The organism is Mycobacterium dioxanotrophicus (genome assembly GCF_002157835.1).
GTDB classification, from domain to species: Bacteria; Actinomycetota; Actinomycetes; order Mycobacteriales; family Mycobacteriaceae; genus Mycobacterium; species Mycobacterium dioxanotrophicus.
Genome location: NZ_CP020809.1, coordinates 7,161,805 through 7,176,817, shown reverse-complemented (window position 1 = coordinate 7,176,817; position 15,013 = coordinate 7,161,805). Strand labels below are relative to the sequence as shown.

The 15,013-nt window shown below is 63.4% G+C and carries 13 protein-coding genes; 7 read left to right on the top strand and 6 right to left on the bottom strand.

Annotated elements, in window-relative coordinates:
* Positions 1–334: 334 nt before the first annotated feature.
* Genes BTO20_RS34700 through pdxS form a run of 4 tightly spaced genes read right to left on the bottom strand, consistent with a single transcriptional unit; the run spans position 335 to position 4,723 of the window.
* A complete protein-coding gene (locus BTO20_RS34700; protein ID WP_087080805.1) occupies positions 335–1,699 on the bottom strand; it encodes an aldehyde dehydrogenase family protein in 1,365 nt (454 codons plus the stop codon).
* A 1-nt stretch (position 1,700) separates the two neighbouring features.
* Positions 1,701–2,435, bottom strand: a complete 735-nt coding sequence (locus BTO20_RS34695) for a gamma-glutamyl-gamma-aminobutyrate hydrolase family protein (protein ID WP_087080803.1) — start codon at positions 2,433–2,435, stop codon at positions 1,701–1,703.
* Between the two features lie 6 nt (positions 2,436–2,441).
* Positions 2,442–3,815 carry an aminotransferase family protein gene (locus tag BTO20_RS34690; RefSeq protein WP_087080801.1) on the bottom strand — a complete coding sequence of 458 codons (1,374 nt, stop codon included), beginning with the start codon at positions 3,813–3,815 and terminating at the stop codon, positions 2,442–2,444.
* A gap of 32 nt (positions 3,816–3,847) precedes the next feature.
* Entirely contained in the window at positions 3,848–4,723 is an 876-nt protein-coding gene (pdxS, locus tag BTO20_RS34685; protein ID WP_087080799.1) for a pyridoxal 5'-phosphate synthase lyase subunit PdxS, read from the bottom strand.
* Between the two features lie 233 nt (positions 4,724–4,956).
* Between pdxS and BTO20_RS34680 the strand changes: the two genes are divergently transcribed.
* The 4 genes from BTO20_RS34680 (at position 4,957) to BTO20_RS34665 (ending at position 9,574) form a co-directional block, all read left to right on the top strand.
* Complete coding sequence (locus BTO20_RS34680) at positions 4,957–5,973, top strand: phosphotriesterase family protein (protein WP_087080797.1); 1,017 nt, start codon at positions 4,957–4,959, stop codon at positions 5,971–5,973.
* 34 nt (positions 5,974–6,007) lie between these two features.
* Complete coding sequence (locus BTO20_RS34675; RefSeq protein ID WP_087080795.1) at positions 6,008–7,318, top strand: type I glutamate--ammonia ligase; 1,311 nt, start codon at positions 6,008–6,010, stop codon at positions 7,316–7,318.
* Positions 7,311–8,720: an APC family permease gene (locus BTO20_RS34670; RefSeq protein WP_087080793.1), complete on the top strand. Its 1,410-nt coding sequence runs from the start codon at positions 7,311–7,313 to the stop codon at positions 8,718–8,720. The genes BTO20_RS34675 and BTO20_RS34670 overlap by 8 nt, the downstream gene beginning before the upstream one ends.
* Positions 8,721–8,803: 83 nt before the next feature.
* Positions 8,804–9,574 carry a FadR/GntR family transcriptional regulator gene (locus BTO20_RS34665; protein WP_158087087.1) on the top strand — a complete coding sequence of 257 codons (771 nt, stop codon included), beginning with the start codon at positions 8,804–8,806 and terminating at the stop codon, positions 9,572–9,574.
* Positions 9,575–9,589: 15 nt separating this feature from the next.
* On the opposite strand, the gene BTO20_RS34660 is transcribed toward BTO20_RS34665, so the two are convergent.
* Positions 9,590–10,153: a TetR/AcrR family transcriptional regulator gene (locus BTO20_RS34660; protein ID WP_232490953.1), complete on the bottom strand. Its 564-nt coding sequence runs from the start codon at positions 10,151–10,153 to the stop codon at positions 9,590–9,592.
* Between the two features lie 362 nt (positions 10,154–10,515).
* Between BTO20_RS34660 and BTO20_RS34655 the strand changes: the two genes are divergently transcribed.
* Together BTO20_RS34655 and BTO20_RS34650 are read left to right on the top strand one after the other, a co-directional pair.
* A complete protein-coding gene (locus BTO20_RS34655) occupies positions 10,516–11,844 on the top strand; it encodes an FAD-dependent oxidoreductase (protein ID WP_087080791.1) in 1,329 nt (442 codons plus the stop codon).
* A gap of 40 nt (positions 11,845–11,884) precedes the next feature.
* Entirely contained in the window at positions 11,885–12,337 is a 453-nt protein-coding gene (locus tag BTO20_RS34650; RefSeq protein WP_087080789.1) for a flavodoxin domain-containing protein, read from the top strand.
* 24 nt (positions 12,338–12,361) lie between these two features.
* Here BTO20_RS34650 and BTO20_RS34645 read toward each other — a convergent pair whose 3' ends face one another.
* Positions 12,362–13,333: an IS481 family transposase gene (locus BTO20_RS34645; RefSeq protein WP_087080787.1), complete on the bottom strand. Its 972-nt coding sequence runs from the start codon at positions 13,331–13,333 to the stop codon at positions 12,362–12,364.
* A 150-nt stretch (positions 13,334–13,483) separates the two neighbouring features.
* On the opposite strand from BTO20_RS34645, the gene BTO20_RS34640 reads away from it, so the two are divergent.
* Complete coding sequence (locus BTO20_RS34640) at positions 13,484–14,992, top strand: APC family permease (RefSeq protein WP_232490952.1); 1,509 nt, start codon at positions 13,484–13,486, stop codon at positions 14,990–14,992.
* Positions 14,993–15,013: the final 21 nt, after the last annotated feature.

The window sequence follows — 15,013 nt, the reverse complement described above, 5'->3', positions numbered from 1 at the left end:
CGAGAACGGCGGCTGTGTTGTTGCCTGACGGGCGGGGACGAGCCGTCGACGAGGCAGGGCGGAAGCTCGTCGACGGAACAAGCTCTCGTGCGCGGATGAGTAGGTGCCGTTGACGTTCGGTGAGCACGGTGCCGCTATGGCGGGTTAGTTCAGTGACGAGCTCGACGAATCGAGCATTGAGGCGTTGTACGTCCATGCCGAACCGCGGCAAGATGTCTTCCTCGTCAGGTCCGCCGTACGGCGCCCAGTCGACCAGGTAGCGAATTATGTCCCACTCGAATTCGTCGATCGGTAGCCTGCTTGCATTTGCCATCACCGGCTGACCGAACTGCGACTACGTTGCCGTGGTGTTGAAGAAGACGTTCTTCACTTCGGTATACGCGTCAAGCGCGTCGGGCCCGAGTTCGCGGCCCATGCCGGACTGCTTGAACCCGCCGAACGGTGTGGCGATCCGCACGGAGGTATATGAGTTCACCGCCAGCGCCCCGGCAGCCACCCCGCGGGCAACGCGCAGCGACCGTGCGGCGTTTGAGGTCCAGATCGAGCCGGCAAGACCGTAAATGGTGTCGTTGGCCCGGGCAACCGCCTCATCTTCGCTGTCGAAAGTGAGTACCGAAACAACTGGACCAAAGATCTCTTCACGGGCCGACCGGTGATCATCATCGATCGGGTGAAGCACGGTGGGTGCGAACCAGAACCCAGGGCCGGTCGGTGCCGAACCACGGAAAAGCACCGGTGCGTCATCGACGTAGCTCTGGACGGTTGCAGCATGTCCAGCCGAGATCAGTGGACCCATCTGTGTGTTGTCCGAAAGCGGGTCGCCGACAACGATGTTGGCGACGACCTTCTCAAGTTTCTCGAGAAAGGCGTCGAGCGCCGACCGTTCGACAAACACGCGCGAACGTGCGCAGCAGTCCTGGCCCGAGTTGCCGAATACAGCACCCGTGAGGCCTTCGGCCGCCGCGTCGAGATCGGCGTCGGCGAAGACCAGTGCCGCGGACTTGCCGCCCAGTTCCAGCGTGACGCGCTTGATGCCGTCGGCGGCCCGCCGTGCGATGTCCTTGCCGACATCGGTCGATCCGGTGAACGCGATCTTGCCGACGCCGGGGTGTTCGACCAGCTGGCTGCCGATCGTCCGTCCCGGGCCGACGACGACGTTGAACAGGTCGGCAGGCAACCCGGCTTCGACGGCGAGCTCTCCTAGCCGCAGTGAGGTGAGGGGCGTGAGTTCAGCCGGCTTGAGCACCACGGCGTTGCCGGCCGCCAAGGCCGGCGCCACCTTCCACGCGGCGATCGTCAGCGGATAGTTCCATGGTGTGATCAGTCCGACCACCCCGATGGGTTCGCGGAACGTCATGTCCACGCCGCCGGCGACCGGGATGGTGTGTCCGAGAAGACGTTCCGGCGCCGCCGCGTAGTAGCGGAATGTGGCGGCCACCCCGGAGATGGCGCCTCGTGCATCGCTGATGGGCATGCCGACGTTGCGGGCCTCCAGCTGGGCCAGGGCTTCGCGGTTGTTGTCGACCGCTGCGGCGATGGCCAGCAGTACCTCCGCGCGGAACTGGGGTGGCTGCGCGGCCCACTGCCGCTGTGCAACGGTTGCGCGGGCGATCACGTCTTCCAGCTCTGCGGCAGTGATCTGCTCCAGTGACTCGATGACCTGTTCGGTCGCGGGTTCGATTACGTCGATGACGGCCATGTCAGTGGTTTCCTCCGAGTGCGTGGGCAGCGTTGTTGATGAAATCGGTAAGGGCGTGCTGCAGTTCTGCGGCCTCGGGATGCCACTGCACACCAAGCACATACCGATGGTCGGGCCATTCAATTGCTTCGGGCAGTTGGTCGGGCAGCGATCGCGCCGTGACTACGGCACCACTGCCGAGCTGATCCACGCCCTGATGGTGGTGGGAGTTCACGGTTTGGATTCCACTGCCGCACAACATCGCCGCGTGGGTACCGCAGTCCACCTCAACTTCGTGAAAGGTCTCGTGGTTGAGCTTCCCCGGGCTCGGCCGGTGTTCGGCGTATCCGGCGTCGAGCAAGTGTTGATGCAGTGTCCCGCCTGCGGCGACATTGAGAATCTGCATGCCCCGGCACACACCCAACAGCGGAACATCACGCCGCAACGCTTCCCGTGCCAGCGTCAACTCGAATTCATCGCGCAGTGGTTCGGTCGCTTCGGTGCGGCCGTTGTCTGTCGCTCCGTACGACGACGGCTCGACATCGACCCCACCGATCAACAGCAATCCGTCGATGCGGTCGACGAGGAGGCCGGGGTTCGCGACAGCTCCGGTGTCGGGTATGAGGCCGAGTGGGATCCCGCCTGCGGCATCGATTTTGCTGAGATACGTCGCCGGAATGATCGCGGCCTGCTGGGTCCAGAAACCCCAATTGGCGACCTCGAATGCCGCGCAGACTCCGATCACGGGTGCGGTCATGCCGGATCAGCCGATCTCGGCCGCGAACTTCGCCTCTGCCTCGGTGAGGCAGCGGTCGACGATCTCGATGGCGCGCTCGGCTTCACCGCGGGTCAGCACGAATGGCGGCGCGAGGTGCAGAACGTCCCACACCCGAGTGACCAGACCCTCTTCCTGGGTACGCAGGGCGAGCTGCTTGATGAACGGATGCGCAGTGCCCCACGCCTCGCGGGTTTCCTTGCTCTTGACGAAATCGATTGCGCACAAAAGACCCTTGCCGCCGCGGACATCGCCCACGGTGGGGTGGCTGCGCAGTTCGTTCGCCAACTCGAAGAGGTAGGTTCCCATCTCGGCCGAGCGTTCGACCAGGTTCTCCCGTTCGAGGATCTCGATGTTCTTCAGCGCGGCGGCAGCGGCCACGGCATGGCCACCGAAGGTGATCAGGTGGCCGAGCGCGTGTCCGTCGGGACGGAAGTCGTCGAAGATCGACGACCGGACCGCCACAGCCGCGACCGGTGCGTAACCACTAGAAAGGCCCTTGGCCATCGTCATGATGTCGGGAACCACGCCGTAGTGCTCGGCGGCAAACACCTTGCCGGTGCGTCCCCAGCCGGTGATCACCTCGTCCATGATGAGCAGAACGCCGTACTTGTCGCAGATTTCGCGCAGCATCTGCCAGTACACCGGGCTGGGCAGGTGAGTGCCGTTGGCGACCGAGATCGGCTCACCAATCACCGCCGCGACGTGTTCGGGGCCCTGGATCAGGATCTCCTGCTCGACATAGCGGGCGCACATGATGTCACCGGCCTCGCCTTCGAGCCCGAAATCGTTGCGATAGTGGTTGGGGTTCGGCACCTTGCTCACCCCGGCCATGAACGGTCCGAAGTACTTCTCGCTGGCGCTGCCCGTCAAACTCGCCGCGCCGAAGGTGGTGCCGTGGTACGAGCCGCGGCGGGCAATGATCTTGTAGCGCTTGCCGAATCCGCGCATCACCTGCACCTGCTTGGCGATCTTCATCGCGCTCTCGACTGCCTCGGATCCGCCCGAGCACAGGAACACCCGGTCGAGGTCGCCCGGGGTGAGTTCGGCGATTTTCTCGGCGAGCTTGATCGCCGCGGGATTGGCGGCGTTGGATGCGGCGGTGTAGGCGATCTTCCCGGCTTGTTCGGCCATGGCTTCGCCGATTTCGGTGCGGCCGTGGCCTGCCGCGACCACGAACAGCCCGGCGAGGCCGTCGATGTACTCCCTGCCGTGGACGTCGATCAATGTCGAGCCGCGGCCTTCCACGAAGACTCGGAGCCCGCCTTCGATCAGTTCGTTCCATTCCAGGTCGTTGCTGTGCAGCCACAGGTGGTCCAGCGCAGTGGATTCCAGGGCATGCCGAGTCTCAAGTGATGTCATAATCTGTTCCTTTCCTTGGGGTTTCAGTCCGCTTACCAGCCGCGTTCGGCGAGTCGGTGCGGCTGGGGGATGTCGTCGACGTTGATGCCGACCATGGCCTCACCCAGCCCGCGCGACACCTTGGCCAGCACGTCGGGGTCGTCGTGGAACGTGGTGGCCTTGACGATCGCCGCGGCCCGCTGCGCGGGGTTGCCCGACTTGAAGATGCCGGATCCGACGAACACACCCTCGGCGCCGAGCTGCATCATCATCGCCGCATCCGCAGGCGTGGCGATACCACCGGCGGTGAACAGCGTGACCGGCAACTTGCCCGCCTTGGCCACCTCCACCACCAACTCATACGGGGCCTGCAACTCCTTGGCCGCCACGAACAACTCGTCCTCGCTCATCGAGGTGAGCCGCCGGATCTCACCACCGATCTTGCGCATATGCGTCGTGGCATTGGAGACGTCCCCGGTGCCGGCCTCCCCCTTGGACCGGATCATCGCCGCGCCCTCGGTGATCCGCCGCAGCGCCTCACCCAGATTGGTCGCCCCGCACACGAACGGCACGGTGAACCGCCACTTGTCGATGTGGTTGGTGTAATCGGCCGGGGTGAGCACCTCGGACTCGTCGATGTAATCCACACCCAGGGCCTGCAGGATCTGCGCCTCGACGAAATGCCCGATCCGCGCCTTGGCCATCACCGGGATGGTGACCGCGGAGATGATGCCCTCGATCATGTCGGGATCCGACATCCGCGACACCCCACCCTGGGCCCGGATATCGGCAGGCACCCGCTCCAACGCCATCACCGCCACCGCACCGGCGGCCTCGGCGATCTTCGCCTGCTCGGGGGTGACGACGTCCATGATGACGCCGCCCTTGAGCATCTCAGCCATCCCGCGCTTCACGCGCGGTACCCACATCGCCCGGCGGGGAGATTGACGACTCACAATTGGAGTTGGACACGCTCCATTGTGTACTCCCCATGGTGGTCGCCCGTCAAGATGTGGCCGTGGAAACCTCGGCAACGCGTGAACCTGTTGATATGCAAGGGCTTTTGTCCATGCGGCAGCCGCGCATGGCGCCTCGGGTATTGCCAAGTCCACGAGCCTTCTGATAAAAAGGCGCTCACCTAACTCCATTTAAGGATGCTGCGATGCCGATCCACACAGTCCTTGGCCCGATTGAACCGTCCGAGTTGGGCGAGACCAGCATGCACGAGCACCTGCTGATCGACGGCCGTGTCTGGTACGAGCCAGCACGTGAACCTGTGCCGGACCCACCGGCGGTCAGTCTTGAAAGCTTGGGCTTCGTGCACTGGAACCTGGTCAGCCTCGAGGACAATCTTCTGATCGACGACGTCGATCTTGTTGTGCGCGAGCTCGATTACCTCTCCGCCGTGCCGAACGCCGGTATCGTCGACCTCACCAACGTCGGCCTCGGCCGTCGGATCGAAGACCTCGCGACAATATCCAAACGCGCAGGCGTCCACGTGATGAGCGGGTGTGGCTTCTACATCCACAACTCACATCCCGACTACGTCGGAGAGTCCACCGTGGACCAACTTGCCGAACTCCTGATCATGGAGCTTCGCGAGGGCGTGGATGGCACCGGGATCAAGGCGGCGCTCATCGGCGAGATCGGTACCAGTTCACCGGTGACCGACCGGGAAAAGAAGGTGCTCACGGCAGCCGGAATAGCCGCGGTAGAGACGCAGGCATCAGTGAGCATTCATCTTGAGCCGCGTGGCGCGGAAGCGCTGAACGTCCTGGAAATCCTGCTGGCTCAGGGTATGTCGACCGATCGGGTAATCATGGGTCACCTCGATGAACACCTCGACCGCGGGTACCACGCCGATGTTGCGCAGTCGGGAGTGGCCATGGCCTTCGACACATTCGGCTCGGATTTCTATTTCAGCGGATTGTTCAAAGATCCGACCGACCTCGAACGCATCGATCACCTCCTATCCCTGTTGCACGAAGGTCACGCCGGGCAGATCGTGCTGGCATGTGACGTATGGACCAAAGCGAATCTCAAGAACTACGGCGGTTATGGATACGACCACCTGCATCGCCGCATCTTGCCGCTACTGCGTGACGAACACGGGGTCGACGACGACACCATCGCGCAAATGATGGTCGAAAATCCCCGCCGATTGCTTGATCGGCCTTGAGCCCGTCGATTCAGAGGAAAATCAGTTGTCCACAATGTATGCCGAGTCGGTGACCGCCGACGTCGTGAACGGCCTTCCGGCCGACGCCCATTCAGTAGTTCCGCTGTTCCCGGATATCCACGGAAACCTTCGTGGCAAGCTCGTGGAGCCCAGAGTGATCAGCACGGCCGAGGCGCTCAACGAGGGAATTCCGACAACCGATCTGCTGCTGGCGGTCGATCCCCTCGATGAGCCGATCACCACGCTGGCCACCATGGGTCTCAGGGGTGGAGCGAAAGACCTGCTGCTGCGTCCCGACCTCACCACGCTGCGTCCGATGCCGTGGTTCCCGGCCGCATACCTGCTGCTGGGTGATCTCTACGAAACCGGTGGTGCGCCGTGTGCGGTGAGCCCTCGTCAGGTTCTGCGTAACGCACTCGGTGCGCTGTCCAGTCATGGACTGCAGATGAAGGCGGCCTTCGAATTCGAGTTCCGATTGTTCCGGGAAGGGACGTGGGAGCCCGCGACTGCGGGCTTGAGTTACAGTCCGCTCACCCTGTCTCACGTTACCGAGTTCATCGGCACCCTCAGGCGATACGCCGACGACCTGCGGCTTGGTTTGTCGGTGGTGCACAGCGAGGGCGCGCCGGGGCTCATCGAGGTCAACGTCGACCCACAGGACGGCTTGGCTGCTGCCGACACTGCGGCGCTGCTGCGACTCGCTGCAACAGAGGCCGCTCGCCGACACGGTCTTTGCGCGAACTTCATGGCGAAACCTGTTGCTCACGAGGAGGGTTCGAGCGCGCATGTGCACTTCTCGATGTGGGACGAAGATGGAGAGAACGCATTGGGTTCGGCTGCGCGGAACCCGGACGACGAATTCTACCGGCGCGCAGCGTGGGGGATGCTCACTCATCTTCCGGCGCTGAGCCTCATCTACAACCCCACCATCAATTCCTACAAGCGGCTCGTGCCGGGCTTTTTCGCCCCGGTCAGCGCAGCGTGCGGCCCCGACGACCGTTCCTTTGCGCTGCGCGCGTTGTTGAAGACGCCGACGTCGAGCAGGTTTGAACTGCGCCGGCCCGGTGCCGACTGCAACCCCTACTTGACCTTGGCGGCCGTCGCGGCATCGGTGCATCTGGGCCTGGTCGACCAATCTGTGCCGGACCGCCGCCACATAGACCGACACGACGGTGCCCTGCCCGCCAGCCTGGGCGCCGCGATCGTCGAATTCGGCAGGCGGGACAGGCGTTTGGACACGGTCCTCGGCGCCGAGTTCTCTGCACATTACCTGCAGACGCGCGAATGGGAACTGCACGCGTGGCAGAACGCTGTCAGTGAATGGGAGAGGCAACGCTATGCCTGACCGTTTGTCGAAGGAAACGACCGAGGCCACACCGAAGGCCGAGCGTTATGAGCAGGAACTGAGCCGTAGCCTTGGTCTGTGGGGCAATGTCGCGTTGTGCGTCGCGGCCATCACGCCTGCGGTTGGTGTCTTCGCCATTGCCCCGATCCTGCTCAATATGGCGGGGACGGGCGCCGTCTGGGCGTTGATGATCGCGGGCATCCTGGGTCTGTCGATGGCTGCGTGTTATGGGGAGCTGGGCAGCGCCTATCCGATAGCCGGTGGTGATTATTCCATCGTCGCAAGGACTCTCGGCAACGCAGCAGGCTTCGTGTCCCTGATCTTCACCGGACCGGTGTGCGCCTTTCTGATTCCTGCGGTGGTTGCGTTGACCATCGCCACCTACCTCAACGTCGTCATACCATTGGATGCGCGGTGGGTCGGTGCGGCGGTGATCGCTGTCGGTACCGTGGTCGCCATCCTCGGGGTCCGGTTGAGCGCTCGCCTGGTGGGCCTGCTGCTCGCCGTTGAACTGCTGGTCGTCATGTTTGTGACTGCGCTTGGATTCGTCAAGACCCAGCATCCGCTGGCGGAGGTGCTCACGCCCACCGTATTCGGCCCGCATGGTGGCCAGCCTCTGGCCGTGGGAGCTCTCCTTGCGGCGGTTGCCGTAGCCGCCTTCACGTACAACGGTTTTCAGGGCGCTCTGCTGTTCTCCGAGGAAACCTCGGGTGGCGGCCGCAACATTGCCCGCTCCGTGTTCATTTCGTTGGCCGTCGCGGTATCTTTCGGCGTCATTCCGGTCCTTGGCGGGCTCCTGGGGGCCCGATCGCTGGCGGAATTCACCACGTCAGCCACGCCGTGGCAGCAGTTCCTCACCGATACCGGAGGCGAATCGTTCAATACAATCGTCAGCCTCGGGATCGCGCTGGCGGTGACGAACGGGGTCATGGCGCTGACCCCGTACTTCGCTCGGGTGATCTACAGCTCGGGGCGCGACATGATGTGGCCGACGCCGATCAGCCGGGCTCTGGCGAAGGTACACCCTCGATTCGAAACACCGTGGGTGGCAACGCTTGTGATCGGCGTGGCGGGCGTGATCTTGATCCTCACGACGGATGTCGAAGCCATGGCGACCGTCATCGGTACGGTCATCGCCCTGGAGATGATCCTTGTCGCGCTGTCGGCGATCGTCGGTAGGGTTCGTTTCCCTGGGCTGGTCCGTCCGTATCGCATGCCGCTTTGGCCGGCGGCGCCGGTGTCGGCGATCGCGCTGGCCATCGTGGTTCTCGTCGAGCAGTCGCGGACGGATCAGCTCACAGCAGTCGGCATAGTCGTGGTGTCCCTGCTGTATTACGCCTGCTACCTGCGGTCACGGAGAGCCACTCACATGAAGATGCTCGATCCTGCCGAGTCCGACTGAGGAGTCGATCGATGATGTCGGGCGGTGTCGGCTGGGTAGCATTGTGCGATGGGCCATCGGAGGCGAGCGGGTCAGCTGAGAGCATGAGTCTGCTGATCAGCGGGATATCGAGCGGGACGGTTTCGCTACCCCCGTCGCACGTCGACGTCAACCGGTACGTGGCCGACCTCGTTCGCAGGGAGATCCGCCTCGGCCTGCTACCGCCCGGCTCGGCGTTGCCCTCCGAGCGTGACTTTGCCGAGATGCTCGGGGTCGGCCGCACCCCTGTTCAACTGGCTTTCCGCCAACTGCACTCAGAAGGGCTCATCGAGCGCCGTCGTGGTCGCAACGGTGGGGCGTTCGTTCGCGGTGCCGGGGAAGATGAGTCGCGGTTCCACGACGTCATCATGGAAGCCATCGAAAATCGCGACGAGATACGGCTGGCGATGGAGTACCGGTGCTTGGTCGAGCCCGCAGTGTCACGGCTCGCCAGTGAAAGACGCACCGCGACTGAGCTCAACGAATTGGAGGCTGCGCATGCGTTGCTGCAGGAGGCATCTGACGATGCATCCTTCATGAGAAGTGACGCCGTCTTCCACCTCACGCTGGCTCATATCACCGCAAACCCGTTCTTGATTCGCGGCATCGAGGAATCCCGGCAGTGCTGCCACCCGGCGCTGGCGCTCCTACCCGAAGGTGGGACATTTCACGAGGCCACCATCGTGGAGCATCAGGAGGTTTTGGAGGCAGTGCATGCGCGAAAACCCGATGAGGCCGAGCGCGCGATGAGTGCCCATGTGCAACGCAGCATGTGGAGTGTGCAGAAGCTGCTCGCGACGCTCAAGGATCGGCACACCGAGTCGTCGGTCGGCTGATGACTGTTCTCTGTGTCACTCGCCGGAGTAGCCGGCGAAATAGTCGATGAGCATTCTCCTGGCCTCCGCGATGGTGGCCGGATCGCCGTCGGGGTAGTCGGTGAATGCCAACTGGAACAGGCGTTCTACGGCGTGCATCGCGACTCTGCACTGCAGTTCGCTCAGCGAGTCGAACAGTGGCGTGTGCCTTCGGAACTCGGCCAACACGATAGTGGCAAAGTCGTTTATCGCGAGGTGATCGAGCTGTCGCACCCGGTGTGTCAAGTTTTGCCGGACCCACAGCTCGCGGATCAACGGAACCCGGTGCTCGGCGGTGTAGAAGTCGATGACAGCATCGACGATTTCGATCCACCGGTTGCCGGGCCGGCTGCGAAGTGCCTTCTCGAACGCCGCGGCCGACTGTTGGATGCGCTGGTAGGAGAGTTCGTCGAGCACCCGCTCGGGCGTCTCGAAGAATGCGTAGAACGAACCGCGGCTGATGCCCGATCGGTCCAGCAGCAGCGTCGGGGATCCGACGACGGCCTCATAACCGACCTCTTCGACCAGCTCGGCCGCTGTGTCGAGAATCCGCTGGATCATCGCCCTGGACCGTTCCTGAAGCGGTCGCTTTCGTAATCCGCCGGCAAGTTCGTGATGCCAGGCGGTGCTGACCGTCGGACTCACGGACTGTGTCACCTGTGCCCCCGTTCATGGCTCTGCGTGCGCGCCAAGCGGCGCGGTTAACGCGAGTGTAACCGGGTCGCGATCCCAGTCGTGTTACCGGTCAGTGGACAGCGTGTCACGACTGGAATCGGTTCGCCTGCACTTCTATCGAAAAGTGGCCGTACACCTATGGACAGGTGGGGTCGGCGGCTCTATATTTGTGAGATACGCGACTCAAGTCGCGTCTCTAGTCTAAATCTGGACCGCCCGCTTTCGGTCGCCCTCCCGAGGTGAATCAAATGTATGACGCCACCCTTGCTGCCGCCTCCGCAACGCCGGCAAACCCGCTACGCCCGGCTGTCGCCGTCGTCGGCAGCGGACCTTCGGGCTGCTACGTCGCTCAGTTCCTGGCCAAACAGTGGCCCGATGCCGAGATTGCCATCTTCGAATCGCTGCCCGCTCCGTACGGCCTCATCCGCTACGGCGTCGCCGCCGATCATCAGGGCACGAAAGGGGTGGCGCGGCAGTTCGATCGGATGTTCACCAAAGGTGGGGTGCGATTCGTCGGCAACGTGTCGGTGGGGCGCGATATCGAGTTCGATCAGTTGGCGAGCAACTTCGACATCGTTGTTCTGGCCACCGGTCTTCCGGAGGACAAGTCGTTGGACATCCCTCAGGAGTCGGGGACCCGGGTGATCGGTGCGGGCGCACTTATACGGGCGCTCAACGGTTTTCCGACTCGGACGCTACTCCGAGACCAGGCCGGTGCGCATGTGCCACTAGGCCGCCGCTTGGCGGTCGTCGGGCTGGGAAACGTAGCCGTCGACGTGGTGCGGTTGCTGTCGAAAAATCATGACGGCTTCGTCGGATCTGACATCGACGACGAGATGCTGAGAGAACTGCGTCCGGAGCCGCCCGAGGCCATCGACGTCATCAGCCGATCGGCGGTGACCGAGGCCAAATGTGACCTGGCGATGCTGCGCGAGGTTGTGTCGTTGAGCAACGTCGAGATCGAAGTAACAGGGCTTCGCGACAACGACAGCGGACCGATCGCAGATCTGTTGCGCCCGTTGACGTATGCAACATCTGCAACGGCGCCGGGTCTCGGTGCCCAGCGGACGCGGTTGTGCCTGCACTTCGGCGTCGCGCCTGAACGCATCGAGAACGGCCACGGCTGCACGCTCCTGCGAGCCCGGAAGCAGTTCGGTGACCGCCAACCGGTGAGCTTCATCGCCGACACGGTGATCACCGCAGTCGGATTCACCGGAGGCCCATCAGACGACCGGTCGTGTCCGTCGTCGGCCTGGTCTGGTCCGCATGTCTACCGCGTCGGCTGGCTGCGCCGCGGGCCGAAAGGGACGATTCCGGAGAACCGCAAGGATGCGCAGCAGGTTGTCGACGCGATCGTCAGCGACGTGGCATCCGGGCGAATCAGCTTGGAAAGACCAGGTTTTGATGCTGTTGCTTCGCGGCTCGACGGTCAGGTGGTCAACTTCGCCGGCTGGCAACGCATCGAAATGCACGAGCGGCAGGCGGCACGCAGAGACCGCTGCCGCCGCAAGATCATCGACATCGACACCATGCTCTCCATCGCGACGTCCGGCGAGAAGTCGGCCACCACAACGTAAATCGAGTCAATTCTCAGACATTCAGCAGAAAGGCTGACAAGTGGACACAGTGACGATCCTCTATGGTACGGAATCGGGCAACTCCGAAATGGTCGCCGATGACGTCTGTACCGCCCTGGAGCGCACCGGCATCAAGAGCGAGGTTTTCGACATGGAGACCTACGATGTCGCCGATCTCGGCGCGCGGAAGCTGGTCATCGTCGTCTCCTCGACATACGGCGAGGGCGATCTACCTCAAACGGCGTTGCCCTTCTTCGATACGCTCAACGAGGTTCGACCTGACCTCTCGTCGACGCGGTTCGCCGCCTTCGGGCTGGGTGACAGCACATACGAGACGTACAACCGTGGTATCGCACGCCTGGTCGCTGCCTTCACCGATCTCGGTGCCACCCAGGTGGCGGAGACCGGGTACCACGACGCAGACAGCGGACTCGACCCATCTGAGGTTGCCGCCGACTGGCTGACCACAATCTTCGCTGCCGCAACCGCCTAGATGTCGTGACCCGAGACGTTGTTGTCAGGCGGCGAGCCGGCTGATGGGTGGTTTTCCGCCGAGGGCGGAGTGGCCTCGTCGAGTGTTGTAGCGGCGAAGGAATCGGTCAAGTCCTCGTGTGCGCAAGCTGTTTGACGACCAGGGCTTGACGTAGGCCCATTCGGTGAGCAGGGTCTGGTTGAAGCGCTCAGCTTTGCCGTTGGTCCAGGGGCAGCCGGGTCGGATGAATCGGCGTTTGAGTTGCCACGCTGAGCACACCCAGCCCCAGTTTGTGCCGCGTCGGTAGACCAGGGCGTTGTCGGTGAGCAGACGCCGTGCGCGCACGCCGTGAGTGGCGAACCAGGTTACGGCCCGGTGCAGGAATCCCGCGCAGGTCAAGTCCTTCTCGTCGGGCAGGATCTCGCTGTAGGCCAATCGGGTGTGGTCGTCGATGGCGGTGTGGATGTAGTCGTAGCCGATCTTGATTTTCTTGTGCCGGTTGGCAACTGAGATCGCGGCCTCGCGGCCGTGTAGACGCCAGCCGCCTCCTGCTGGGATGCGGCCAAGCTTTTTGACGTCGACATGGATCAGTGATCCGGGGGTGCGGTGTTCGTAGCGGTTGGCGCTGCGCCGCGATGAGCGCACCGCTTCGCCGGTGATCGGGTCGATGGCATCGAGGTGGGGCACCTGATGGCGTGCCAGGATCCGTCCGACCGTTGAGGGATTAAGACCCAGCTCGGCGGCCAGCACCACAGCGCCGCGCTTGTGGCGGCGCCGGGCCGCCAGCACCTTCTGCTCGACTCGCCTACTCGTGCGCTGGGGCATCCGGATCGGGCGCGAGGACCGATCGGCCAACGCCGCCTCACCGCCCTCGGCGTAGCGGCGCAACCACTTGTACACCGTGGAGCGCGAAATACCCAGCTGTTCAGCCACATGCGCGGGCGGCCACCCCGCAGCGACACGCTCGACGATCAGCCGACGAGCGAACAGGTTGGTACGGGCGTTAGCGTGAGACACAAGGACCTCCTACGGGTGAATGCCAGATCACATCCACTCCGTCAGGAGGTCCTCCCAATTTCAACCAGGCACGCCGTCAACAACCTCCCGGGTTACAACACCTAGACCACGGAGCCCACACCCAACGTCCACACCGACCCAAGGACCCACATGTCATCTGACGCCGCCGCTGCCAGCCCGCGCATCACAACCGTCCAACCGGACTCAGGCGCCGAACTCTCCGGGCGTATGGGAGCCACCTCCCTCATGCTCACCGTGCTGGCGTTCTCCGCGCCGATCGCCGCCGTCGCCGGGTTCATCCCGTTCTGCATTCAATTCGGTGGTCCCGGCGCGAGTTTCATCTTCGCCGTCGCGACAGTCAGCCTGCTGCTGTTCGCCGTCGGCTATGTCACCATGACCAGACACCTGCCCAGACCGGGATCGTTCTACGCGTTCATCACCGCCGGCTTGGGCAAGGTCACCGGCCTCGGCTCGGCCTTCTTGGCGATCGTGTCCTACGTTCTCATGCTCGGCGGCTGTTTCCCCTTCATCGGCATGACTCTGACTGAACTGATCAGCAGCATGGGCGGACCCCAGACGCCGTGGTGGCTGTGGACGATCATCGCCTGGACCATCGTCAGCATCCTCTGTTACTTCCATATCGAGTTGTCGGCCAAAATCCTCAGCGTCGCCATGGTTTTGGAGGTCACCATCGTCGTGATCTTCAACGTCGCCGTACTGGTGCATGGCGGCGGGCCGCAGGGATTTGCCCTTGCGCCGCTCAACCCCGCCTCCCTGTCGCAGGGCGACGTCGGCATCGGACTGCTCTTCGCCATCATGATCTTCCTCGGCTTTGAGGCCACCGCAGTATTCCGCGACGAAGTCCGAGACCCGGATACGACCATTCCGCGTGCCACCTATGGCGCGGTCGCCTTCGTCGGTGTCCTCTACACCGTGTCCTGCTACCTGCTCACCACCGCCTACGGATCCAACGCAGTCCAGGCCGCCACCGAAGACCCGAAGATGATGTTCCCCAGCGCCATCGGTCATCTCGCGGCCGGGTTCTTCACGCAGCTGACCTTCATGATGATCATCACCTCCGAGTTGGCGGCAGCCATCTCCGTGCACAATGTGGCATCCCGCTACTTCTACAACCTCGGCCGCGACAAGGCGCTGCCCGCCTTCTTCGCTCACGTCCACCTGCGACACCACTCGCCAGCCCGTGCCTCGGTCGCCGTGGCAATCGTGGTCGCCGCACTGTTGATCATCCTCGGCATCACCCACCCCGAGGGTGAAGGACTCGATGCGCAACTGTTCGGCCTCGCCACCGTCGGCATCCTGACCCTGATGGCATTGGTCAGCTTCGCAGTCATCGTGTGGTTCAGCCGCAAGGGGATCCCCGCCGACGCCAACGTCTTCAAGTGCTACGTCGCACCCGGCCTGGCCACCATCACGCTCGGTGGCACCGTGGTCCTCAGCGTGCTGCACTTCGACCTCGTCGTCGGCGGAGAACCCGGCCAGAACCTCGGACTGCTCATCGTGCTGGCCGCCTCGCTGGTGATCGGAGCCGGCTTGGCCCTCTACTTCCGTTCCGCCAAGCCTCGCATCTTCGCCGGGCTCGGCCGGGCCGACACCGGAGAAGCCGAGACACCCGACGCCGTCATTCCAACCCGTATGTGATGTCCGATCAGGCGGCGCCAC

What these genes read in the sequence shown, in the direction of transcription:
- BTO20_RS34670 (WP_087080793.1), top strand. Translation starts at nt 7,311, where the DNA reads ATGCCTGACCGTTTGTCGAAGGAAACGACCGAGGCCACACCGAAGGCC.
- BTO20_RS34655 (WP_087080791.1), top strand. Translation starts at nt 10,516, where the DNA reads ATGTATGACGCCACCCTTGCTGCCGCCTCCGCAACGCCGGCAAACCCG.
- BTO20_RS34690 (WP_087080801.1), bottom strand. Translation starts at nt 3,815, where the DNA reads ATGACATCACTTGAGACTCGGCATGCCCTGGAATCCACTGCGCTGGAC.
- BTO20_RS34675 (WP_087080795.1), top strand. Translation starts at nt 6,008, where the DNA reads ATGTATGCCGAGTCGGTGACCGCCGACGTCGTGAACGGCCTTCCGGCC.
- BTO20_RS34680 (WP_087080797.1), top strand. Translation starts at nt 4,957, where the DNA reads ATGCCGATCCACACAGTCCTTGGCCCGATTGAACCGTCCGAGTTGGGC.
- BTO20_RS34695 (WP_087080803.1), bottom strand. Translation starts at nt 2,435, where the DNA reads ATGACCGCACCCGTGATCGGAGTCTGCGCGGCATTCGAGGTCGCCAAT.
- pdxS (WP_087080799.1), bottom strand. Translation starts at nt 4,723, where the DNA reads ATGTGGGTACCGCGCGTGAAGCGCGGGATGGCTGAGATGCTCAAGGGC.
- BTO20_RS34660 (WP_232490953.1), bottom strand. Translation starts at nt 10,153, where the DNA reads ATGATCCAGCGGATTCTCGACACAGCGGCCGAGCTGGTCGAAGAGGTC.
- BTO20_RS34640 (WP_232490952.1), top strand. Translation starts at nt 13,484, where the DNA reads ATGTCATCTGACGCCGCCGCTGCCAGCCCGCGCATCACAACCGTCCAA.
- BTO20_RS34665 (WP_158087087.1), top strand. Translation starts at nt 8,804, where the DNA reads ATGAGTCTGCTGATCAGCGGGATATCGAGCGGGACGGTTTCGCTACCC.
- BTO20_RS34700 (WP_087080805.1), bottom strand. Translation starts at nt 1,699, where the DNA reads ATGGCCGTCATCGACGTAATCGAACCCGCGACCGAACAGGTCATCGAG.